The 23,871-nt window shown below is 48.1% G+C and carries 19 protein-coding genes and 1 tRNA gene; 10 read left to right on the forward strand and 10 right to left on the reverse strand.

Annotated features, from left to right (window positions below; all coding sequences use genetic code 11):
- Positions 1 to 480: 480 nt before the first annotated feature.
- From OXH18_RS13155 to OXH18_RS13170, 4 genes are all read left to right on the forward strand, one after another.
- Entirely contained in the window at positions 481 to 1,245 is a 765-nt protein-coding gene (locus OXH18_RS13155) for a hypothetical protein (protein ID WP_268607539.1), read from the forward strand.
- A gap of 67 nt (positions 1,246 to 1,312) precedes the next feature.
- Positions 1,313 to 1,567: a hypothetical protein gene (locus OXH18_RS13160; RefSeq protein WP_268607540.1), complete on the forward strand. Its 255-nt coding sequence runs from the start codon at positions 1,313 to 1,315 to the stop codon at positions 1,565 to 1,567.
- An 89-nt stretch (positions 1,568 to 1,656) separates the two neighbouring features.
- Positions 1,657 to 2,856 carry a murein transglycosylase A gene (mltA, locus tag OXH18_RS13165; RefSeq protein WP_390904392.1) on the forward strand — a complete coding sequence of 400 codons (1,200 nt, stop codon included), beginning with the start codon at positions 1,657 to 1,659 and terminating at the stop codon, positions 2,854 to 2,856.
- A gap of 394 nt (positions 2,857 to 3,250) precedes the next feature.
- On the forward strand, positions 3,251 to 5,161 hold the full coding sequence (locus tag OXH18_RS13170) for a cation:proton antiporter (protein WP_268607542.1): 1,911 nt from the start codon (positions 3,251 to 3,253) through the stop codon (positions 5,159 to 5,161).
- Between the two features lie 27 nt (positions 5,162 to 5,188).
- On the opposite strand, the gene OXH18_RS13175 is transcribed toward OXH18_RS13170, so the two are convergent.
- Positions 5,189 to 6,244: a hypothetical protein gene (locus OXH18_RS13175; protein ID WP_268607543.1), complete on the reverse strand. Its 1,056-nt coding sequence runs from the start codon at positions 6,242 to 6,244 to the stop codon at positions 5,189 to 5,191.
- 209 nt (positions 6,245 to 6,453) lie between these two features.
- On the opposite strand from OXH18_RS13175, the gene panB reads away from it, so the two are divergent.
- Both panB and OXH18_RS13185 read left to right on the forward strand, forming a co-directional pair.
- Positions 6,454 to 7,248, forward strand: a complete 795-nt coding sequence (gene panB, locus OXH18_RS13180) for a 3-methyl-2-oxobutanoate hydroxymethyltransferase (protein WP_268607544.1) — start codon at positions 6,454 to 6,456, stop codon at positions 7,246 to 7,248.
- A 12-nt stretch (positions 7,249 to 7,260) separates the two neighbouring features.
- The gene (locus tag OXH18_RS13185) at positions 7,261 to 7,419 is read left to right on the forward strand and encodes a hypothetical protein (RefSeq protein WP_268607545.1); all 159 of its coding nucleotides are present in this window, start codon (positions 7,261 to 7,263) and stop codon (positions 7,417 to 7,419) included.
- On the opposite strand, the gene msrP is transcribed toward OXH18_RS13185, so the two are convergent.
- Positions 7,408 to 8,391 carry a protein-methionine-sulfoxide reductase catalytic subunit MsrP gene (gene msrP / locus OXH18_RS13190; protein ID WP_268607546.1) on the reverse strand — a complete coding sequence of 328 codons (984 nt, stop codon included), beginning with the start codon at positions 8,389 to 8,391 and terminating at the stop codon, positions 7,408 to 7,410. The genes OXH18_RS13185 and msrP overlap by 12 nt on opposite strands.
- A 258-nt stretch (positions 8,392 to 8,649) precedes the next feature.
- Here msrP and OXH18_RS13195 point away from each other — a divergent pair, with 258 nt between their 5' ends.
- The gene (locus OXH18_RS13195) at positions 8,650 to 9,099 is read left to right on the forward strand and encodes an Hsp20/alpha crystallin family protein (protein ID WP_268607547.1); all 450 of its coding nucleotides are present in this window, start codon (positions 8,650 to 8,652) and stop codon (positions 9,097 to 9,099) included.
- A gap of 466 nt (positions 9,100 to 9,565) precedes the next feature.
- On the opposite strand, the gene OXH18_RS13200 is transcribed toward OXH18_RS13195, so the two are convergent.
- Entirely contained in the window at positions 9,566 to 9,880 is a 315-nt protein-coding gene (locus tag OXH18_RS13200; RefSeq protein WP_268607549.1) for a DUF3155 domain-containing protein, read from the reverse strand.
- Positions 9,881 to 10,352: 472 nt separating this feature from the next.
- Here OXH18_RS13200 and OXH18_RS13205 point away from each other — a divergent pair, with 472 nt between their 5' ends.
- Entirely contained in the window at positions 10,353 to 11,912 is a 1,560-nt protein-coding gene (locus OXH18_RS13205; protein WP_268607550.1) for a GAF domain-containing sensor histidine kinase, read from the forward strand.
- A 141-nt stretch (positions 11,913 to 12,053) separates the two neighbouring features.
- On the opposite strand, the gene OXH18_RS13210 is transcribed toward OXH18_RS13205, so the two are convergent.
- Positions 12,054 to 12,389 (reverse strand): P-II family nitrogen regulator, encoded by a 336-nt coding sequence (locus OXH18_RS13210; RefSeq protein WP_268607551.1) that lies wholly within the window; start codon positions 12,387 to 12,389, stop codon positions 12,054 to 12,056.
- 522 nt (positions 12,390 to 12,911) lie between these two features.
- On the opposite strand from OXH18_RS13210, the gene OXH18_RS13215 reads away from it, so the two are divergent.
- Positions 12,912 to 12,984, forward strand: a tRNA-Thr gene (locus tag OXH18_RS13215).
- A gap of 75 nt (positions 12,985 to 13,059) precedes the next feature.
- Here OXH18_RS13215 and OXH18_RS13220 read toward each other — a convergent pair.
- From OXH18_RS13220 to OXH18_RS13235, 3 genes are all read right to left on the reverse strand, one after another.
- Entirely contained in the window at positions 13,060 to 14,916 is a 1,857-nt protein-coding gene (locus OXH18_RS13220) for an ABC transporter ATP-binding protein (RefSeq protein WP_315874720.1), read from the reverse strand.
- Between the two features lie 213 nt (positions 14,917 to 15,129).
- Positions 15,130 to 15,750, reverse strand: a complete 621-nt coding sequence (locus OXH18_RS25335) for a CP12 domain-containing protein (RefSeq protein WP_315874584.1) — start codon at positions 15,748 to 15,750, stop codon at positions 15,130 to 15,132.
- A gap of 96 nt (positions 15,751 to 15,846) precedes the next feature.
- Entirely contained in the window at positions 15,847 to 17,613 is a 1,767-nt protein-coding gene (locus OXH18_RS13235) for a Calx-beta domain-containing protein (protein WP_268607552.1), read from the reverse strand.
- 881 nt (positions 17,614 to 18,494) lie between these two features.
- Between OXH18_RS13235 and OXH18_RS13240 the strand changes: the two genes are divergently transcribed.
- Entirely contained in the window at positions 18,495 to 20,264 is a 1,770-nt protein-coding gene (locus OXH18_RS13240; protein WP_268613180.1) for an ABC transporter ATP-binding protein, read from the forward strand.
- A gap of 78 nt (positions 20,265 to 20,342) precedes the next feature.
- Here OXH18_RS13240 and OXH18_RS13245 read toward each other — a convergent pair whose 3' ends face one another.
- From OXH18_RS13245 to OXH18_RS13255, 3 genes are all read right to left on the reverse strand, one after another.
- Positions 20,343 to 21,209 carry an anti-sigma factor domain-containing protein gene (locus OXH18_RS13245; protein ID WP_268607553.1) on the reverse strand — a complete coding sequence of 289 codons (867 nt, stop codon included), beginning with the start codon at positions 21,207 to 21,209 and terminating at the stop codon, positions 20,343 to 20,345.
- Positions 21,210 to 21,222: 13 nt separating this feature from the next.
- On the reverse strand, positions 21,223 to 21,813 hold the full coding sequence (locus OXH18_RS13250; protein ID WP_268607554.1) for a sigma-70 family RNA polymerase sigma factor: 591 nt from the start codon (positions 21,811 to 21,813) through the stop codon (positions 21,223 to 21,225).
- A gap of 211 nt (positions 21,814 to 22,024) precedes the next feature.
- Positions 22,025 to 23,734 (reverse strand): DUF4394 domain-containing protein, encoded by a 1,710-nt coding sequence (locus OXH18_RS13255; protein WP_268607555.1) that lies wholly within the window; start codon positions 23,732 to 23,734, stop codon positions 22,025 to 22,027.
- Positions 23,735 to 23,871 lie beyond the last annotated feature (137 nt).

The following is a 23,871-nucleotide window of genomic DNA, read 5'->3' on the forward strand; positions in this document are numbered from 1 at the left end:
GCAGTTGAAAAAAAGGGGAGATGCGGTAGAGCCAAAGCATGAATAGACTAGTCTAAAATTCATCTGAAACGCTTCAGATTAGGTTTGGGAGCAGCAAGCATTCATCAACAAGGCATCAAGAATTGACAAAAGTAAACTTTGGTATCGTTCACAGAATTTGCAAGCTAAGAGCAGTATATTAATAACAGAAGCAACCAAGCTTCGATGGCAGATTTAACAGCCAAGTCCACATCGTCAACATAAGAGGTAAGAGCGCTGTTTTATCTGAATCTGTCTCGTCCAACTGTAACAGCATCCGATCGAAACGTTGATAGTTCCTCTGGGTAGTTTTAGAGAGCAATGTCAAGGATAACGTTGATACAAAATCAATGGGTCAATCCAGACAACTCTAGATAGAATCATTAAGGAGAGGAAATTACTCAAACGTGCAGGTATCTGGATGCTGTTACCGCTTTAAAGCCAAACGGGGCAGAATAAAATATGGCAATTATTGCGCTGAAAGCTTGGTATCTTCAAGATTATGAACCTATTCGCGAGTTAGAAAAACGTCCTCATGATTTGCGCCTCAGTAAGAATAGTTTGCTGAAGTCGGCATTGCGAGCAGATTTTTTGGAAGACAGCGAAGAAGTCAAACAGTCGGCTTGGTTTCAGCGCTATTTGGAAGGTGAAACCGTCGAGTTTTATATTGAAGGAAGTGGCGGTTATGCCATTTCAAATATTGACTTAATTAGTCACGAAATTTATTTTACAAAACAAGATGTCATGGCTCATTTAGAGCCAATTATTTTTCTGTGCTATCAGACTGAATATGCACAGTCGAGTGATCTATTACGAGAAGCTATTCAAACATTTCTAGATAAACTCAATAAACGATCGCGCCTGCCGTTAACGCTGGAAGAATCAAATCGGTTAACAGAGGGCCCGATACGCCTTAACAGCAGCTTGATGCGGAAAATTCGTAAGTGTCTATTATTTGTGGCTGATGGTACGCCCATTCTGCACATTGACAACAATCCACCGCAACTGATTCCCAGTCCCAATGTTTGCGTAGAAGTGGGCTACGCGCTAGAAGCGAAGCGATCGGAGCAGATTTTGCTGGCGCATATGGAGCGATCGGACGTAGCAGGGCAATTTCCATTTGATTTACCCAGCCATAGTCGTCTTGTGTTTCGCAATAAAACGGATTTACAGAAAACTCTGCCGACCGTGATGGAAGCACAGTTGCAACGATTTAATTTGTTCTAATTCGGTTCGTTTTGAGCGGGCTTTTGGGCATATTTGAGGTCGTAGCTTCGTTTAGGATCATGCTCCTATGCCTAGAACACCCAGCGAATTCGCAGTCCATATTCTGATGGAGGGCGGGCACCGAGAAGAAGTGCGATTTCCCACTATTCAGGAATTTCAGAAATGGTACAGTGGCGAACTTATGCCCAAAGCGGCTTCTCATGACTTTATCAGCGTTCCGATTAAAAACCTTCAAGGTGAATACATGGTGGTTCGTCCGTCGCGAGTATTGGCATTGCGTGTGGAACCTGTTTTCTTTGGCAGCGTCGAGCGAGATTATTAAGAGGGTAGGGGTTGTCCACGGATTATTTCATCCCTGTTCTCCATTCCCCCCTATCCCCTCCAGTTCGATCGCCTCGGTTGATTTTGTCTATGAAACGCTTCATCTACGTTTGTCTTGCTGTTACCGTTACCCTTGCCCTGGCTTTGAGTCTGGCTACCTCCAGAGCCGAGGAGACGCTGATTCCTCTAGAGCAAGTAAATATGGCCAGCGAAGCAGGAGATGATGACTTTGTAGATCTCTTAGGATTCGATGATCAACTGTGGGGAGAAGCTGTTGGAGAAACAGGCGATCGAGCCGCTTTACAAACTGCAATTGCCTATTCGCTGAACTACTTGCAAACCTCTGAAGCGGCAGCAGACTATGCCAACTATGATGCTATCCCAGCCTTTACTCGCGATCGGGTTTACCGCACCTTAGCACGATTTCAACAGCTTTTAGCGGATAGCACTTCAGCCGCCGAATTGCAAGCTTCGGTACGCCAGGCGTTTGATCTGTACCGCTCGATCGGCGTTGATGGTCAAGGGACGGTGCAATTTACTGGCTACTTTGAACCCATTTATGCTGCTAGCCGCACACCCACCGCTGAATTTCGCTATCCACTGTATGCCCTGCCGCCCGATCTCAATCGTTGGACTCAACCCCATCCTACTCGTCGCCAACTCGAGGGTTCCCATGGACAACCAGCCCTCAGACTACTGCAAGGATTAGAACTGGTGTGGTTGCGCGATCGACTAGAAGCTTATTTGGTACAAGTGCAAGGCTCGGCCCAACTACAACTCACTGATGGCACCATTATGTCGGTCGGTTATGCCGGGCGCACCGATTACCCTTATGTCAGCGTGGGTCGAGAGTTGGTAAACGATGGCAAAATTGCTGAAGCTGAATTGAGCCTGCCTGCGGTCATTGATTATTTTCGGCAACATCCGGCTGAGGTGGATCACTATATTCTGCGCAACAATCGCTTTATCTTTTTTCGGGAAACAACGGGATCACCTGCTATAGGCAGCTTGGGAGTTCCAGTGACACCAGAGCGATCGATCGCCACCGATAAGTCCCTCATGCCACCCGGAGCCTTGGCGCTGATTCAAACTCAAATTCCCTATTCTGAACCCAACGGCACCCTGACTCCACGCTTGGTCAGCCGCTATGTATTGGATCAAGATACCGGTGGAGCCATTCGTGGCCCAGGTCGAGTGGATATTTTTATGGGATCAGGAGAGCAAGCGGGCGATCGGGCGGGGCTGATTAACGGCCCAGGTCAACTTTACTATCTTTTGTTGAAACGATGAACCTGCTGATTTGGATTCAATTGGTGGGTAAAATGCTATGCTGAGCAGACCAGATCTGAATCAAATGGCAAATCGTTGAAGTTCGCATTAGATTAACGCAGAATTTAGATAGGCAATATCTTAGATAAAGAGAAGTATGAGTTGAATTAGAGAAGCACTCATTGCACCGTCTGATTGAACCGCATCCAACTTCCCGATCGTGGCTCAGCTTAAAGTACGCTACCAATGACGCTTCCCTAGTGAAGAACTGATTGCTGTATCGTCACCTGCTATTTCTCTATGACTGACTTAAACTTTAACTGGCAAGTTCAAGGATCGCTGACCGGGTGGCTGAATCAGTCATTAGTGATACGGTCATTTGTCGAGAGGTAGCAGGTTAGCCTGCACAACGCTTATGGACGCAGCACTTACGATTACCCTGCAAATGGTCATTGCTGTGATCGCAGGTATCAGTGCCCAAGTTTTAGCCGATTACTTAAAAGTTCCCAGCATTGTATTTCTATTGCTGTTTGGAATTCTATTAGGGTCGGATGGGCTAGATATGCTTCATCCCCACTTGCTGGGTACTGGGCTAGAGGTGATTGTGGCTCTCTCGGTAGCGCTGATCTTGTTTGAAGGTGGACTGAACCTCGAATTGCGCGATTTGGGTAAGGTGTCGGGCAGTTTGCGCAATTTGGTAACGTTTGGGTCGTTGATTACGCTATTGGGCGGTGGTATGGCAGCCCATTGGCTCAGCGAGTTTCCTTGGACGATCGCCTTTCTCTACGCCGCGCTAGTCGTTGTGACGGGTCCTACAGTCATTAGTCCGTTGCTGAAGCAGGTGAAGGTCGATCGCCAGGTGGCGGCGTTGCTGGAAGGAGAAGGCGTGCTGATTGACCCAGTCGGTGCCATTCTAGCCGTGGTGGTGCTCAACATTATTCTCAACGGAGCCGCTGATCCATTAGATGTCATCGGTGGATTATTTTTGCGGCTCGGAATTGGCGGTGGAATTGGAGCCGCCGGGGGATGGCTGTTAGGTTTTACGCTTCAGCGAGCGAAACTGCTCTCGGATGATCTGAAGAATTTAGTAGTATTAGCTAGCATTTGGGGACTGTATAGCTTGGCACAGATGATCCGCAGTGAAGCGGGACTGATGGCCACCGTCGTTACTGGAATTGTATTAGGAACCTTCTCGCTGCCAGAAGTCCGAGCGTTGCGCCGGTTTAAAGGTCAGTTAACGATCCTGGCTGTCTCTGTACTGTTCATCTTGCTGTCGGCTGATTTGTCGATCGCCAGTATTGTGGCGTTGGGCTGGGGAGCCTTGTTCACGGTTATGACGCTGATGTTTGTGGTTCGCCCCATCAATATCTGGCTTTGTACTTGGAATAGCAATCTCAACTGGCGGCAGAAGCTATTTATGTGTTGGGTGGCTCCTAGAGGCATTGTCTCGGCCTCAGTAGCTTCTCTGTTTGCCATTTTGCTGACTGAACGCGGCATCAATGGGGGCGATTCTATTAAAGCACTCGTGTTTCTGACGATTCTGTCTACTGTGTTTTTACAAGGATTATCGGCTCGTTGGGTAGCCCGCCTATTGGGGATTACCTCAACGCAAGCAACCGGAGCAGTGATTGTGGGCTGTAGCCCCCTCAGTTTGTTAATTGCCCGCGTGTTTCGCGATCGGGGTGAATCCGTTGTATTGATTGATACCGATCAGGAAGCCTGTGAAGAAGCCTTGCAGCAGAACTTTAAAGTGCTTACTAGTAGTGCTCTAGATGTGAAAGCGTTAGAGGAAGCAGGGCTGGCGTCAGCTGGAACTTTTCTAGCGATGACCAATAACGGCGAGGTGAACCTGGTGTTGGCACAACGAGCGACTGAAGAATTTCAACCACCTAGAGTGCTGGCTGTCTTTCCCAGTGAGGCCCAAGCATCTACCCAGACCAATGCGCTTAAGATTCAGCAAGCCTTTACGGCTCAGATGTCCTTAAAAACCTGGAATCGCTATTTAGAGGACAAGGCAATTAAATTAGGCGAAACAACTCTACGTGAGTCTGGGCTACTGTTTCAACAGGCCCATTTGAAAGCGTTGATTCGCGCCGGAGAATTAGTGCCAATTTTGATGGAACGAGAGGATCGCCTCCAAGTTATGCCAGCAACCGAAGAGTGGCAGCCAGGCGATCGCATTATTTACCTGCTTCACGATCCGCGTCCGAAACTATTGCGACAACTGGCAGGAGGAAATAATCAAGCTGATTTAGTCCTGGAAAAACTGCCCAGAGTCGAAGAAATTCCCATTACAGCCACCTTATCGTTGGATGCAGGAAAATAAGGGTTTCTTTAAGGGTTCTTTTACCCCTTACCCTTGATTGCTTAGCCTTTCATATACCACCATCTTCGTTCCCACTACCGGACTCCGTGCCAGCAGTTCTCCTTCAGAATCAACGATTTCCAGTTTGTCAAACTCTAGTTTGCGCGATCGAGCCAGCAGTTCAGTAGCTAGGCGGTTTTGGCTGGCAAGATCGAGGGTATACCAAGCGTCGCTCAGTTGCACAATTAACCGATCGTCTCGAAAGCTAGCCTGCACAGATTGAATTAACCCATCGGCATAGCTATCAGTAATCTCGGCTACCTGTTCTTGTAGGCGAGCAATTAAAGCTGGATCATTGGCGGTGGGGGCAACGGGTTGAACGGGCGCAGGAGCCTTCAACGTCGGGGGGGTGCGATCGCCCGCCAAGGTCGGAGGTTTACCGGGCCACAGTTGCGCAGTTAGCCATAACACAAACACCAACAGAGCTACTGCTACCGTTGTCAATACCCAATCAGGCAGTTTGTTCCAACCCGCAGGCAGCCGCGATCGTAGTCTGGGCAAAATCGCTTTCCACACGCTATAGAGCCACTGAAGCACCGTCAGCACTCCTTTCCACACCGTTCGGAGAAATCGTCCTACAATAGGCAAAAATGCCACAAAAATTCCCCACAGTTGTCCCACTAAGCGGAATAATGCTTGCGTTTTGCTTGCTGTCGAAGCAGACTCTGGGGCTGAAGCGGGTGCGGAGGAGGAAGTCGTTGTCGAAGCCGTAGAGGAGGAAGTCGATGATCCAATCGATTCTTTGGGAACGACAGGCGTGATTGATATCGGTTCTGAGGGCGGCACATTAGCTGCAATGGTTTCTCCTCCCTCTGTTGGCTCCGAACTGATTGTGGCAGCGATAGTTTCTTCAGTTTCTTCTGATTCGATAGTTTCTTCTGATTCTAAGTCTATTTCTGAGTCCATTGAGGAATCTAGCTTATCAGCAGAAGACTTGTCAGCAGAAGAATCAATAGGAGAATCAATTGGCTGAAGCTGAGAATCTGGTTGTGCCTCTGACGGTGATTGGTTTGGCTCTAGTGGGTTCGATTGATCGTGTATCATGAAAATTTCCTGAACGCAGCAACAAGGCTGAATCGATCGCTTTGCGAATGAAAGAGCTACTGATATGGTAAGGGGTGGTTATTCAACTTGGTGGTCAACCCCTACTCCCATCTTGCACCCAGCTTTGAGCCAATGGAAGTTAAGAAATTGATCAAATCCATCGTTATGGGCTGAAACATTCGCTACATTCTTGCTGGCAGGTGAAATCCATGGCAATTACAACCCAACAACTGATTCGCTTCAAGAAAGAAGGACGCCCGATCGTGGCCCTTACTGCTTGGGATTATCTGTTCGCACAACTGCTCGATCAGGCGGCGATCGATGTGGTGTTGGTGGGTGACTCGATGGCGATGGTAGCGCTAGGCTATGACACCACCATTCCTCTCACTCTAGATGAAACCATTCATCATGCTAAAGCGGTGCGGCGCGGCGTTAAGCAGGCCCTGCTGGTGGTAGACCTACCGTTTTTGAGCTATCAAGAAAGTCCAGAACAAGCACTGCGATCGGCGGGCCGGGTTTTTAAAGAAACCGGGGCTCAGGCGGTAAAAATGGAGGGCGGGTATGAGGCGATCGTCGAGTCTACTGCACGATTAGTCCAGGCAGGCATTCCGGTCATGGCTCATGTCGGACTTACTCCGCAGTCGGTGCATCAATTCGGTGGCTTTCGGCAACAGGGAAAAACCCCAGAAGCAGGCGATCGAATTTTGCAGGAGGCAATCGCCCTCGAACAAGCAGGTGCTTTCTCGATTATCTTGGAACACATTCCAGCCGACTTAGCCCAGCGTATTAGCCAAAAGTTGACGATTCCGACGATCGGTATCGGTGCAGGTCCACACTGCAACGGTCAAGTGCTAGTGACCGCAGATTTGCTGGGGCTATCCAACTGGCAGCCACCGTTTGCTAAGTCCTATGCCAACTTGCGAGAAATCGTCACCGAAGCTGTGCAGAGCTTTGGCAATGAAGTACGGCAGCATCAGTTTCCGATCGAAAAACCACAACGTTAACTAAGCACAGGAGTGTCATCGGTATTTCGCAAAACCGAGAGCGATCGCCCTCTGCTGGTAATTGCTAGTGGCGCTAATCGGGTGAATGAGAAGACGATTAGTACGCTGGTCGGCGAAAAAATTGTCAAACATGACTGTACAAAAGTTTTTCTACAACGTTTAGCTATATAAACCTGCGACATACTCACCATAGCCGTTGTAGATGATTGTGGGGACTTCCTCCCAATCATAAATCGAGGCTCCTGGTCCTACCAACCGTTCCTTGCGTTGCGACCAGCGGGGATGGGGAATGTCTGGTTCAACGTTAGCTTCAAATTTGTACTCATTTGGGCTGATGGTGTTCCAGAAAGTCGCAGGTTGAGTTTCAACAAATTCAATTTTGACGATCGATTTAGCGCCCTTAAAGCCATACTTCCACGGCAGCACCGCCCGGATGGGAGCACCGTGTTGTTTGGGTAGGGTATGCCCATAAATGCCCACCGCAAAAAAGGCCAGGTCGTTCGCCATTTCCTCAATCCGTAATCCTTCCGTGTAAGGAAAGGGTAAAAACTGCGACGGTGGGAAGGTAGGGCCTTTAGTGACTTTGGGGTCATAGTAAGATGTAAAGCGCACAAATTTTGCTTGGGAGGTTGGCTCGACTTCTTTAAGAATGGCGTTCATAGGAAACCCGATCCAAGGAACAACCATTGCCCACGCTTCAACGCAGCGAAAGCGATAAATGCGCTCCTCTAAGGGAAAGGTATTCAGCAAATCATCGAGATCATAAGTGCGGGGATTGTTCACCAACCCAGTCACTTCGACTTTCCACGGTTCGGTGGGCAGCGCCTGAGCGTTTTGCCAAATGTGCTTGGAATTACCGAATTCATAAAAGTTGTTGTAAGTGGCAGCTAGTTGCTCATTTGTGAGCGATCGATCTACCTCAGTAAAGTTAGGATTCCGAGCAGCCGCCAAACCTTTCGTTCCTTGGGTAGGTACACCATCGGTTATGACTTGTTGCTGACAACCTGTCAATGGCAGCGCTACACCTGCAACGCCTGCACCAATCAAGCCTTTGAGCAACCGACGACGACTAAGAAAGGCCGCCTCTGAAGTGACTACTTGCTCCGGTAGTTGCCAAGGTTTAGGACTACGAAGAAACACCATAACAAAGAAATAACGAATAAATACATCGATACATTTTTTAATATAGAGGAGTTAAGAAGCGAGCGGTCGATCGCAGTGCGGGAATTGCGATGGTGGGTTATGCAAACAACCGAACCTGTTCAGCCTTGGGAACTCGATACAGTGAAAACAAAGGAGAGCAGGAAGCTTGGAACTTCTGACCTCCTGAGAAGCTGAGAGAAACGCGCAGACGCACTCTGTACTGATTTATTTAATGACTATAAATTGGGAGACTGTTTTATGGCGATGATTCATTGGGCACCAATTCGGGAAATTGAGAATCTTCAACGAGAAATGAATCAGTTGTTTGATACCTTGGCACCAACTGCAAGCAATCGCTCAAATGGCAACAATGGTCTGGCGTTTGTACCCGCCGCAGAACTTTCTGAGACTCAAGAGGCGATTCACCTCAGGGTCGAACTGCCTGGTATGGACGCCAAAGAGTTAGATGTTCAGGTCATGGCCGAAGCGGTATCAATTAGTGGAGAGCGCAAAGCCGAAGCTCGATCGGAACAGAATGGGGTAATGCGATCTGAGTTTCGCTATGGCAAGTTTCAGCGCGTGATTCCGCTTCCTACGCGAGTTCAAAACGATAAAGTTGAAGCGAATTACACCAATGGTGTTCTATCTTTGACCTTGCCCAAGGTCGATGCCGAAAAAAATCGCGTTGTTAAAGTCACCTTAGGGTGAACTACTAGTGCCACAGGTTAGCCAAGCCAGGGGAGTCGAGATAGTAGCCTAACTTATTGGTTTAACCGCTGCACATTTTGTCTTTGCACAACCTTCCGGATTCTATGCTTCAGGAATCCGGAATTTTGCTATGGTAGCTACATCATAGGAGCACTGTTGTTACTACTAGTTGTTGGTACTAGTAGTCGCACTAGTATTGGCAACTGAAGAGTTGCCCTCACACACATGATTACAAGCCTAGAGCGAGATCAACGTTGACCCCGCTCTAATCCCAATCGCAATTTTGAGCAATCGGATGTTGCAAATCATCAGGGTAGTGGCTAATCACCGAAGCAAGTCTAATTTTGAGCGAATACGCTGCGATCAACCTCTACAACACCTGAAGACTAACAACGCTTAAAGACTTGTAGAGATGATATCTTTAATGCTCAAACGACTGACTTCTAAATCTCCACCCCTAATGTGATTACCGCTTAGCACCTACCGCAATCCCGTCAGATTCCTCTTCCATGACGCGCAGGCTAGGGAACAGAAAATGGTTCTCTTCAACATATTGAGCGCCGAAGAGTCCCTTTTCAGCCCAAAAATACCGATCTGTTGTGTGCTCGTTGCGCTTGACCAACAGTAAGGCTGGTGGCACAATGCCTTCAGCGTGGATGAACTTCCGGGCCGCTGTAACAGGCTTATCTTCGCCGCTTTCAATGCTATATTGAGGCACCATCTCCAAAATTCTGCGCCCTTCTAAGCGACGACGGCTTTTACGCTTACGTCTCCTTGCCAATCTATGTACCTCCTCTCTTCTCGAACTGACCTATCTAATGATTGTAACTGTAGTTACAAAATACCAAGACCCTGCAAAGTATATCGGCCTAAATTGGGAATTTCAACTTCCTTTAAACAATTGATACAAAATCTTAAGGTATTCTTCGATCGTTGCATGACTTTAGGCATTTATTAGGCTTCGCAGAATCTAGAAAACTGGGATAAGCTTAAGAAAACGATAAACTCGCTTTCATTTTTCACCATAACAGACTTGGAGTTATCACGTTTAGTCGAGTAAATCTTCTCAAACATTCACTTGATGAAGCACCGCAGTGAATGATTCATTTTTTAGCAGTAGTAGCTAATTAAATCTAAGTTCATGTCAGTTCTGAACCGACCCAAACATGATGTAGAAAGATTGAAATTACGTTATTCGATGTGATTGGTTAATAAATTTAAGTTGTTTGATGCGTTAGGTCGGATTGATGCTGATGCCTGCTAGCTCAGAATTTATTACACTTTGCCGATCGCAGGTCACCCTGCTGACGCAAGGGTTAGGGGCCGCTTTGAGCATTATTTATCTGACCGACGAACTGACCGACGCCACCGATGCTAAGTTAATTCCCATCGTGGCTTATCCCGATGCGGTAACGGATTGGGGAGACGATCGCATTTTTAGTTTGCTGTCTCAAGGGCGTGCCCCTGCCAGTTCTCGGTTGTTGCTGGCAGATTCCTCTTCATCAGCCATTACGCCCATATCGTGGCCCATTCCCTCAGAGTCCGATTCACCGTTGCCTCCTCTACAAGCTGCCGAAATGGCCTTGCTGCGGCAACAGCAAATGGTTTTGCCATTGATGCATCAAGATGTGGTAATGGGTTTATTGGTAACGGCTCGGGCCGATCGGGCTTGGAATGACTCGGAGCAAGCCCAAATTGAGAAAATTGCTGAAACCATTGCAATTGCCTGTGTGTTGGATCAACGCTCGCAGTGGTTTGCTCAAGATCGACATCAACAAGAGTTATTGCAAGAGCAAAAACACGATTTGTTTGATAATTTGGTACATCAGTTCCGTAATCCGCTGACGGCGCTACGTACCTTTGGCAAGCTATTGATTAAACGACTGCAACCTACCGATAGCAATCGCTCGATTGCCGAAGGAATTGTGCGAGAAAGCGATCGATTACAAGAGCTATTGCAGCAGTTTGATGTCGTCATCGATTTAGACGAGCAGGGACTACGGCGATTACTAGCTCCAACGGCACAGGAAAACGATCAATTGGACACTGAGCTAGATGCTGAAAATTTAGACGCTGAGATCAGTGCTGAACTAGAGTCTGAAACCAACTCTTCAACTCAACCGGTAACGGCTAATGCATTGCCTCGCGTTGTCGCTCGCGAGTTTGATGCATTGGATGCCCGTTTATTTGGCACAACTGTATCTAAATCAACCTCTCCTGCCTTGCTACCGGGTTCCAACGTACTAGTTGGGCGATCGATGCAGCTTGCCCCACACTCAGTTACTGAAGTGTTGACTCCCTTACTTGAATCTGCCAGCGCCATTGCTCAGGATCGGCAACTAATTCTCCAAACCGAGATCCCATCAAACTTACCGTTTATTCTCATAGACCTCAACTTCTTGCGTGAGGTATTGACCAATCTTATCGATAATGCGCTGAAGTATACACCATCGGGTGGGCTAATTTATGTTGGCGTTTATGCAAGCATTCCACCTAAAGAAGCTGAGCACAAGCAGCCGTTGCAAGAAACACCATCTCAACAAACCATCGTCATTGCTGACACTGGCCCTGGTATTCCACCCCAGGATTTAGAGCATTTATTTGAACGGCATTATCGCGGTGTTCAATCACAAACCGATATTCCGGGTACTGGGCTAGGCTTAGCGATCGCCCGGGAATTGATTCAGCAGATGCACGGAACCATCAAAATTTTTAGCCCGGCCCAATCTAGTGGTTTTCAGTTGCCATCGGCTCCAGTGGCGGCGCAAAATTTACCTGGAACAGCGGTAGTAGTGCAATTACCAGAAGTGTAATCATCACCGTTAAGTTTTTAATTTTAGGGTGAGGTGAGGTCTAAACAGGAGGTATCTGATTGATTATTCGCGAAATAGCAAGCAATCCAGGCCGTTCACTATCCTTTCGCAATTCAGCCTGCCTTTGTTCTAATCCTCCTCTTAGTCTTCAATTAACGCTTCAATGGGCTGTCGATAGACAAACACTGCAAAATTCCGCTGTTGTTCCTTCAATGCATACAAAATTACATTAGAAATCTCTTGGGAAACGATCGCTTTAATTTCCAGATTTGTCTCGATCATCGTTGTTTGGCTTGCTTCCGGATCGGCGGAGCGGCGGCTTTGGCGTCCTGCACCTTGTACCTCGCTGACGGTGTAACTTCTCACTTTTAATTGCGTCAGCAGCATGATCAAACTCTCTTTAAGAATTGTCTCACTAACGATCGTGATCAAGAATGCAGGCTCAACTAGGGGAAACGGTTGCTCGAAATCCAACATGGAAAGAGGAACTTGGGGAATAGGGGTTAAGGGTTGGGAGTATTCGCAATCTCATCCGCGAAATTCCAGTCTTTCATTGTAGCGAGCCATGACACATCTATTAACTTTTAACTTTAATTGTGTTTGCGTTCAAAGCCAGGGCAATCTGTCCTGATTGGCTGACACCTTCGATTCCCCTCTCCCTACATCCTCTCTCTCAAGAGCAAAGGACGCTGATCCGACTCCCCGTCGCTCTATTTAGGAGAAGGGGTTGGAGGATTAGGGTTCACGATTTGTTAGTCAATTGAGCAATCTGCCGTAACAACCTCATAGTCTGCGGCGCGTGATCCTTGCGAATGCGACAACTATTCCTCCTGAAAAAGCATGGCTGCATCGCCTCGGAGGCAAGGCAGGCAAATACCTAGACAAATGTATTGTGCACCCAGCCCACATCACTCTTTCCTGGCATTCCCCTTAGTTTTGTTGCCCTCGTTTCGTCTAAGTTTGTCTAGAAGAGGTTATAATAATTAACTGACCCGGAGCGCTGGTGTAGCTCAGTTGGTAGAGCTGCTGATTTGTAATCAGCCGGTCGCAGGTTCGAGTCCTGTCACCAGCTTTAGGAATAAGCATTTGATTCAGTAAAGGCTGGTTAACATAAACCAGCCTACGGCTTTTGAAACGTAAAGTACGGCTATGTAGCCAGCCGCTCGCCACTCTGCACGCGCCAGAGGTTCGCATAAATGCCTTGTTGGGTTAGTAGGTCTTCGTGGCAACCCTGTTCTACGAGTTTGCCGTGTTCCATCACATAAATGCGATCGGCGTTACGAATAGTGGACAGACGATGGGCAATGGCGATTGTGGTGCGATTTTGTGTAATTTTTTCCAACGATCGTTGAATGGCGGCTTCGGTTTCGTTATCGACGGCTGAGGTGGCTTCGTCCAAAATCAAAATCGGTGGATTCTTCAAAATGGCACGAGCAATAGCCAACCGTTGCCGTTGTCCCCCCGATAGTTTTTGCCCTCGTTCTCCAACAATCGTGTCATACCCTTGGGGCAATTGCTCAATGAACTCATGCGCTTCGGCGATCTTGGCCGCAGTAATGGCATTTGTTAGCGTAGCCGTGGGATGCCCATACAGAATATTTTCCAGGGCTGTCCCATGAAATAAGAACACATCCTGGCTCACCCAACCGATCGCCCGTCGCAAATCAGCCAGTTGCAATTGGCGAATATCGATGCCATCCAATGTGATGCTGCCAGATTGAATGTCGTAAAGCCGCAACAGTAGTTTCACCAAGGTACTTTTACCAGACCCAGTGGAGCCAACAATGGCGATCGTTTTGCCAGCGGGAATATGCAATGACAAATTCTCGACCACGGGCAATCCTTCCCGATAGGCGAATGTAACGCGATCGAGGTTCAGTTCACCGCGAATGGCGTAAGGGTTAGGGGGAAGGAGGGAATGGAGAGAAGGGAATGGAGAGAAAGGAGTGGGATTTTCTACTAGCGGAATGGTGCCGGAGTGAATGGCGATCGGTGTGTCGAGCAGGTTCATGACACGATGGGTGGAAGCCATTGCCCGCTGATATTGATCAAGGGTTTCGCCTAAGCGGGTTAAAGGCCACAATAGTCGTTGAATCATGAAAACTAAGGTGCTGTAGGTTCCAACGGCAAGTCTGCCTGCCACCGTCTCTAAGCCTCCATACACCAACAGGGCAGTAAACCCAACCAAAATGATGATGCGAATCAGGGGTACAAAGGCTGCACTGAGGACAATCGCGCGTTGGTTGCTGTAACGATAGGCATCGCTTTCGGTGCGCAGGCGATCGATTTCATACGCTTCGGTGACGAAGCTTTTGATCGTAACAATACCCCCCAAGTTGTTCGATAGGCGACTGTTGAGTAAACTCACCTTTTCGCGCACATCGGCATAGCGAGGAGCTAACAGTTTTTGAAAAGCAAACGATCCCCACAAGATCAAGGGAATTGGCAACATGGCCATCCAAGCCACCCTGGGAGCAATCACGAAAAACCCGGTTCCAATTAAAAGCACAGTGGTCAAAACCTGTAGGATTTCATTGGCTCCGAAATCCAAAAAACGCTCTAGTTGATTAATGTCATCGTTCAGAATTGCCATCAGCCCACCCGTACTGCGGGCTTCAAAATATTCCAGTTCCAGATTTTGCAGATGCGCATAGGCATCGAGCCGCAAATCATGCTGGATGGATTGGGCTAAATTGCGCCATAGCCTTGCATAGGCATATTGAAACGCTGATTCGCAACTCCAAACAATGAAGGTGAGAACGGCCAGCACAATAAATTGCTGTTGCACATCTTCAATACCAAATCGCGCCAACAGCGAATCTTGCTGCTGCACGACCACATCTACAGCCACCCCAATTAGCACAGGAGGCGCAAGGTCAAAAAACTTATTGAGAATGGAACACAGCGCCGCTAGCCAAATTTGCGATCGGTAGCTGTGCCCATAATGAAATAAACGGATCAAAGGATGCTTGTCCTCAATCCGGTCAGTCTGTCGATCGGACAAGAGCACTTGGCGGTTGGACACACCCGATTGGCCTTTCCGATCTCGCTTTACGTTATCCAAAATTCAGTCCTTAACAATATCATCTGCTGAATCTATTGTTGCAAAGACAGAAGATTGGAGTTGGGCATTCAGGCTCGAAGAAGGGGGAACTAGCAAAAGCAAAAGCTGGGTGAACCATCGATCGCCATTGCCGATTCCCCCATTCTCACGAATCTAATTGTCATAAATGCGAGCTTCGAGTGCATCGGGATTTTCTTCACAGTACGCCTCGAAAGCGGTCTTTGTACCATAAAGTAATTCCGCTTTTTGATGAGCCGCTTCTGCCTGCAACTCTTCGACTTCTTCCCACGCGATTGCACATTCCTTAGACGCGGCTCCTTTGTTGGCACAAACAGCCCGGGCCCGTTCGATCGCCTGCTGAATTCGTTCCTCCAATACCAGTTCTTTCGGCTGTTCCACAAAATCACCCTTTGCAAGAATGTCTTGAATGGAAACAACGCCCATCAGCGATCCTTGAATCACAGGAGCTTGATGAATACCCGTATTGGCAAATAATCGCGCCACATACTCTACACCCAAATCAGGATTTACCACAATGCAGGGCTTGGTCATGATATCGCAAACCCGCACTCGCTTAGGGTCTTTACCATAGGCTGTCACTTTGTAAACAACATCGGTTTCAGTGACAATTCCATAGGCGTCTTGGTCATGACGACGATCGACAATCAGCGTATGCGAACCTGTTTCTTTCATGCGTTGCACCGCTTCAGCCACAGTAGCAGAGCCGCGAATTGTGACAACCTGGGTATTCATAATGTCTGCCGCTTTCAACATCTGTAATCCCTCCTTGTGGTTTGTCCCTGAATAGTTCGCCCCCATTGTTACGCATTTTTGACACATTTCTTAAACAAGTTGTTACCGATCGACAGACTAAGCATAGTTAGTAGAAGTGGCGCTTAGCACTGACCTCAAATCGGAGGCAAACACGACCGTGTAATTGGGCGAGGTTCTCACAGCCCCAGCAATCGGACTCATCGCAGTGCGATCGGCTTTACGCGGAGCAAAGGCAGAATCAGCTTGTACCACCAAATTGTTGCCGCTGAGAGACAGCCCCTTCACCGAAACAGAATTGGTTTTCGTACCGTTGAGCGCCGTTAGAAACGAAGCGGCGATGACATTGCCATTCGCGGGATCGAGTCGTGCCAGAATTGCTACCTTGCCCCCCCCACCTCCACCAGGGCTATAGTCTGAGTAGCTGCGTAGCCAACCGTAGGTTGCAAACCGGCGATAGTCTTGATCGGGTGTGCCTTGAGTGCCAGTAGCAGTGAAGGCAGCATAAAGCGTATTGGTGCTGCTTTCCCACAACACATGAGTGCCGCGTCCATCATCGGCAGTGGTTTCATAGTCATCGCGATACCAGTTTAAGACGCCATTGGTGAAACTGGCCACCCACGGATCTTGGTTGCCTGTATCGTTACCGACGGTCACTTGATTGTACCCAGTGTAAATAGTGGTATTGCCAGATGTAGCCCGATTTAAGGCTTTGCTGCTCAGGGTGGTTTCTGTGGCATCATCATCTACGATCGTCAGTTGTGATTGTGCCTGAGTCCCCAGAACCGCGCCATTGGTAGGATGACTGAGGATCAATCGCACGGTTTCAGGGCTTTCAAATTTGCGATCTTGCAGCACCGATAGAGTAAAGCTCTTGCTCGTTTCACCATTGGCAAATATGAGTGTACCGTTTGTAGCAGCGTAATCATGTCCAGCGATAGCGGTCTGATCGCTGGTGCTATAACTGACTGAAGCACTGCCCGTACCATTGCTGCGAGTCACGGTAATCGTGACCGTTCCATCTGCTTCATTAACTTGGTAAGCGTTGCGACTAAACGAGAAAACAGTTGCGGTGGGAGTGGGGGTAGGACTAGGCACAGGATTGGGACTGGGGGTGGGGGGAATCATCACATCCGATCGATCGATCGTTAAGTTGGGAGTGTCTAAGCGAAGATTGTTGAGAATCGCCAAAAACTTTCCCGTTGTTCGATCTTGAATCACAACATTTCCAGCTTGGTCTCCGGTTCCTCGGCTAATGCGGAGTTGTTCAAACGTGAGTCCCGACAAGCGCAGTACATCTTGACCATCGGTAAAATCTGTAATGACTGTGGCTGTTGCCAGGGAAGAACTGCTCCACTGGGACGCCAACACAAATTGATCGCGACCGCTGCCGCCTGTGAGGCTATCGCGACCACCATTTCCTACCAAAAAATCGTCTCCCAGACCGCCCAACAGCCGATCGTTGCCACGACTACCCAGCAGCGTATCATTGCCAGCTTGTCCATGCAGCTTGTTGTTTCCGCGACCGCCCACGAGTTGATCATTGCCAACGCCACCCATGAGTTGATCGTCACCCCGATCGCCATAGAGTCGGTCATCTCCGGCAAATCCAAATAGTCGATCGTTGCCGCTGCGTCCTCGAATCCGATCGTTGCCATCGCGTCCTCGTAAAACATTATTTTGGCGATTACCAGTTAAATTTAGTCCATTAGTTTGATTAGGTAGCTGGGATGTGCGGTTGCTGATGCCTGTTAAAAATTGAGCAAGTCCTGCATCCAGCCCTACAATTGAGTGTTGCAAACTAGCCAAGCTTGATAGTGAATCTGACACAGATGTTTGGGCGATCGTGTTGTCCGATGGCAGCATGAATGAACCTCGATAATGCGTGAATAGGAGTGCAAGACGAAGCAAAAAATGAACAAAATTTTTTGCAGAACCTGAAGGTAATAACTTGTAGAAACAAACTTGTAGGAACACGCTAAACTATTAGCGAGAGCAGCACCATCGGACATAGCAAAGCTAAGTGGTTCGATCGCAACAATTTAGTTTATTTAGAGAAGCACTAGATTGCAGCAAGCGATTGACCTTCTATCTATTCTTTTCTATCAATGGATTAAACATCCGCAAAGAACGCAATTATTTTTGATTAAGCTTGAATCAATTATTAGGAATAAACAAGGCTTAGCAATTCTGGGAAATATTTCAAAAACAATGTATTAACAGCCTACAATGATATATTCCCTGAATTTTAACAACAAATAAGTATTGCGATTTAAAAAGAACAATGCACCCAATAAGGCATTCTTTGATCAAGAATTGATGATTCAACGGTACTGAATTCAACGATTGCATTTTTCGACCCTTCCGTTATAAAAATAGATGAAATGGATTGCCTCAGCAATCCTGCGAGATTTCCGTTCCTTAGGCGTTGAAGTTTATGTTAAGTTTCAGCACGATCGCGAGGTCCTGTACCATATTCATAAGTTAGGTCACTTGATTCTTGGCGCAATCGATTGGTTGACCAACCATCTTGCCCCTCTCATTCCCCACCCCCTGCTCCCGGATGGGCAAAGGAGAGGCGAAACGACGGAGGAGGTTTCAATGTCCCTCGCCGTCTCTGGAAAGAGGTTTATGTGAATGAGAACTGTTGTAAGTGTCCATTGTGGTTTGATGGAGAGCCACTTAAGTGAGAGAGTGGAAACTCAGAAGTCAAATCGATCGGTTCTACACTACCCCGCATAACTTTGATGAATCGCGTTAGCTATCGCTTATTGTGGCCTTACTTGCGTCCCCATTGGCGCACGATCGCGCAAGCACTGGTCTGTACCCTCATTTTTTCTATCTGTTGGCCTTTATTGGCGTGGATTGCAGGCGATTTGTTGCAATTTTTGGTAGAGGGCAATATTCCAGAGTTGGCCAAGCGAGCGGGAATTGTGGCCGGCGTTTTTTTGATTCAAAAGCTGGCGCAATACGGGCAGGATTCCCTCATGGCAAAAGCAGCCCTATCCGTGGCATTAGATTTACGCAAGCGGGTCTATGCTCATTTGCAATCTCTCAGCCTCAGCTACTTTGAACGGGTGCAAACGGGCGATCTGTCCTATCGCCTCACAGAAGATATCGATCGGGTGGGCGAAGTGGTGAACAAGGTATTTCACGATTTTACGCCGTGCGTGCTGCAACTGGTGCTGGTATTTGGCTACATGGTGTATCTTAACTGGCAGTTGACCGCCGCCAGTTTGATTGTGGTGCCGTTGATGGGACTATTGATCAGTTGGTTTGGCGAGCGGATGCTGGTGTTCTCGCGCCGTAGCCAAAATTTGGTTTCCGATTTGTCATCATTGATTACCGAAGTATTCAGCGGCATTCGCTTGGTGCAAGCCTTTGCCGCCGAATCCTATGAGATTGAGCGCTTTAGTCGATCGGCGGAACGTAATCGTCAAGCCAAGTTTGCCGCCGCCAAGTTGCGAGCAATTCAGTTTCCCGTGGTGGGATTCATGGAAGTCTTAGCCGTGTTGCTGCTGTTGCTGTTGGGGGGATGGCAGATTTCGCTAGGCAACTTAACTGGAGCCGCCTTTGGTAGCTACGTTGTCGCTGTAGCGATGCTGATCGATCCGATTAACCACATCACCGAAGACTACAACGAATTTAAGCAGGGGCAAGCCTCAGTCGATCGCATTTTTGAATTACTCGATATTCAGCCGATCGTCACTGAAGCTTCAGACGCCCAACCACTTCCCCCCGTCACTGGCAAAGTTGAATATCGCGATGTCAGTTTTCACTACGAACACTCCCCTACCTCTAACCCCCACTCCTCACTCCCTACTCCCCACTCCCCCACTTGGGTACTGCATCATCTTCATTTGCTGGCCATGCCCGGAGAAGCGATCGCTTTAGTGGGGCCGTCGGGAGCCGGAAAAACCACGTTAGTCAATCTACTGCCACGCTTTTATGATCCGCAAGCTGGGCAGATTTTGATCGATGGTATTGATATTCGATCGGTGACGTTGCCAAGTTTACGGCGGCAGATTGGCATTGTGCCTCAAGAAACAGTGTTGTTCTCAGGAACAATCGCAGAAAATATTGCCTTTGGTCAAAAATACTTTGATTTGACCTCGGTGCAAGAAGCAGCCAAAGTTGCCAATGCTCATCAGTTTATAAGTCAGTTTCCTGACGGTTATCACGCTTGGGTGGGGGAACGCGGCGTTAATTTATCGGGCGGACAGCGCCAGCGGATTGCTATTGCTCGTGCCGTGTTGTTGAATCCTCGAATTCTGATTTTAGACGAAGCAACCTCGGCTCTCGATTCTGAATCAGAAGCGTTGGTACAAGAAGCATTAGAACGATTGATGCAAGACCGAACCGTGTTCATCATTGCTCACCGATTGGCTACTGTGCGTCGAGCCGATCGAATTTTGGTGATTGAGCAAGGGCAAGTTGTGGAAGCCGGAACCCATGACGAGTTGCTGGCTCAAAACGGCCGCTATGCTCAGTTCTATGCCCAACAGTTTCAGTCGTAGCAGGCATATTTAGCATATCTCAGGGTCATATAGTTGAGCCACTCCGCTTGTCCTTCCGGTATCACTCGGTGCCATCCGTCACGATCGAAATGTGTGTGTAATTAAGATTGGCGATCCGGCATGAACTTGAGGCGCAGCAGCATCTTCTAGGGTAATGGCAACGGCCTGCACGAGATCTTCAGAACGGTGCACGGCTGGAACTGTAATGGTTTGAGAAACATTACCCTGAGCATCTGGATTAAGCACGGCAGTAAGAATGGCACTTTTATCATCCACAGTGACGGGGGCATTCGGGGCTACCACTGTCCATAACACGTAAATTTGGCCGGGCGGCGGTGGCGGTAGATTCTGCACAGTTAACAGCGCTTCTAAGGTCGCTGGGTTGACTACGATTGTAGCAGAAGCTGGATTCGTAGGGGTGGTGCTTTGCAAGGTATAGGTACGGGTATCTGCCGATTGAATGTCTGTTTGTGTTGCTTGCAGCGCTCGCCACAGACGGTAATTATTAATGCCCAAGATGGCAATGAGAACAGCGGCGGCAATTGCCATCGCAGGATTCCAGACTCGATTCCAAACTTCCGATCGACGAGTTGTATGAGATTTAGAGGGAACGGAAACCCACGAATTGGTTGATTGATTGGTTGATTGGTTGGTTGATTGGTTGGTTGATTGATCGATGAATGGTTCAGGTGTTGTTTGCTGCGGTTGAGCCTGATATTCAGCTTCCAGGGTATTTAAGATTTTCGATCGCAAATAGTCGGGTGGCGTCACTTCTACAGGCGCATAGGATTGTTCTAATGCCTTCTGCATGTGTGCCACTTCGGCGGCGATCGCTGGATTCTCTGCCAGCAATTGTTCAAATTCTGCGGCTTCATCTGAGTCCAAGTCACCCAGGACATACCCTGCAATTAATAGCTGTAACTGTTCGGAAGGCATCGGAGCCATAGGAGTATATTTCTTATTGACGATAATTGATAAGAGATTCGCGTAATTTTAACAACCCCCTTCGTGCTCTGGCTTTGACAGTGCCCAGGGGAATATCCAGTTGCTTCGCAATTTCAGACTGACTAAGACCATCGTAATAAGCCATTCTAAGAATTTGCTGTTGATTGTCTGACAATTGCGCCAGTGCGGCTTGTACCTCCTGAGATTGCTCAGTTTGGGTGACTTGCTCTAGGGGAACATTCGCTGTAATTTCCTGCTCTCGGCTGGGTTGCCAACGTCCCTGGGCGGTTTGGGCGGTACGGCGCGATCGAAGTCGATCGATTGCTCGCGATCGCGTCAAAATCGCTAGAAATGTTCTTAAACTCCCTCGATTTGGATCATAGGAACAACCTCTAGCCAGCGTCAAAAAAATATCTTGAGTGAGGTCTTCAGCTTCTTGCGCCACGCCAAGGATTTTCATAGCCAGCCCAAACACCAATCCAGCATGGCGATCGTAAAGAATACCGAGGGCGGCTGTATTGCCGACCCTCAATGCTAGATAAAGTTCTGCATCTGTTTGACTTGACAAGGAGGGGTCAGGGCTACCAGGTGGCTCAAGGGGCATGATGCAAGGTACAGAAATAGGCTTAATCAAACTAACTCACAAAATGGAGCAAGTGCATTGGGCAATACTGAAAAAGAAGGCACTTCTCTTGACTCTGGTTATCGTTACAGCGGAAAAATAACCTCTACACATTCTCTACTCTAAGAGAAAACTGGGGCAGGTTGTTAGAGCTATTTGAGTTTGGCTAAACCTGCCCTGTCAGAGAGATCTACTATCGGGCGGCTAAACCAGCCAAGGCGATCGGTTGAGTAATATCTTGTACATTGCCGATCAGGCTAGCGGCTCCGCTGTTGAGGTCGATTGAATACAGGGAGGAACCGGACGTAACAAATCCCATATTCATGCCGTTGCTGGTAACAATATCAAATCCGGCCTTGGCATCGACATCGATACCCAACGAGCCAACCAACGTTTGTGTGCCATCATTGGGTGGGTTTTGAATAAACAACTGATCGGTATCAGCATTGATGCCATACTGCACCGTTGTGGTTGCACCGCTGACGTTGTTGGAGTAGGCCGTCGCAACGATCGAATCGGTGTCACCATTGAGATTTCGATCAATTTGAATGCCACCTGTTAAGGTATCAGCATCAACCACCGCTCCGGTATCAGGATTTAGCCGCAAGTTTTGTCCTGCATCGCTGACTACTCGAATTCGATCAACTGTCGGGTTAAAGTCTATGCCAAAGTTCATGCCATTCAAGTTTACGGCAAATCGATCGCCTACTTGGGTAGCCCGACCTGTTGCCGCATCAATGCGATAGAGGCGGTTACTGCTGCCAACACCAAACAACTGTCCAGTGTTGGGACGAAAATCAATCCCAACCAGCGTTTCTCCAGCTCTTAATCCGGTGATGTCTACTTTGGTGACGTTATTCAACGCATTGGAATTAAAGAAGACCAAATCACTATCGGTAGTTAATCCCACAAATTTGGCAGTGGCAGGATTGGGCTTCAAAACCGGACTTCTGGCCGCAAATCCTACTAGATTAACAGGGTTGCGTCTGTTGCGCACATCGCCAATCAAGGTGGCGGCCCCGGTGGTAAGGTCGATGGAATACAGCGAAGAACCCGATGTGGCAAAGGCACGATCGACGCCATTTCGCGTCACAATATCTAGTCCTGCATCGGCACTGAAATCAACGCCTAAGGAGCCGACTACAACCTGAGTGCCATCATTGGGTGGGTTTTGAATAAACAACTGATCGGTATCAGCATTGATGCCATACTGCACCGTTGTGGTTGCACCGCTGACGTTGTTGGAGTAGGCCGTCGCAACGATCGAATCGGTGTCACCATTGAGATTTCGATCAATTTGAATGCCACCTGTTAAGGTATCAGCATCAACCACCGCTCCGGTATCAGGATTTAGCCGCAAGTTTTGTCCTGCATCGCTGACTACTCGAATTCGATCAACTGTCGGGTTAAAGTCTATGCCAAAGCTGGTTCCATTGAGCGGTACAGCAAACGGAGCACCCACCTGCGTTACCCGGCCTGTAGTGGGATTAATCACGTAAAGGCGGTTACTGCTGCCAACACCAAACAACTGTCCAGTGTTAGGACGAAAATCAATCCCAACTAATCTTTCTCCTGGTTGTAGCCCCCTAAGGCGAACCTGTCGAACTCTAGATAAATTTGTATCGTTGAAAAATGCCAAGCGGTTGTTGTCTGTTAATCCAACAAATTTTGCTGTCGCTGGGTTTGGCCCGGCCGATAGCGTTAACCGATAGTTGGTTTGTCCTGCTTTTGCTATTACTTTCACAAAATAATTCCCTCTTGCTAAAACGGTGTCAATGAATTCGGATTGCGAGCCTGAATTCCTAGAAGCGGCAATGCGATTGCGATCGCCGTCAAATAGAATCAAATCTACGTTGCGACGAAGTCCCTGTACCACCGTTTGCACTTGTGTGCGATCAGGCACGCTAAAAGTTATGAAATCTCCGCGATCTCTTCGACCCACTGAGTCACGAATCACTTCCATCTCTTCGAGCACGCCAAGCTTTCGCGCTCTACTGAACGTGTTGTCGTTTGAAGCCATGATTCAGTTTTGTAACTCAA

It is taken from the genome of Thermocoleostomius sinensis A174, assembly GCF_026802175.1.
In the GTDB taxonomy this organism is placed as follows: domain Bacteria; phylum Cyanobacteriota; class Cyanobacteriia; order Elainellales; family Elainellaceae; genus Thermocoleostomius; species Thermocoleostomius sinensis.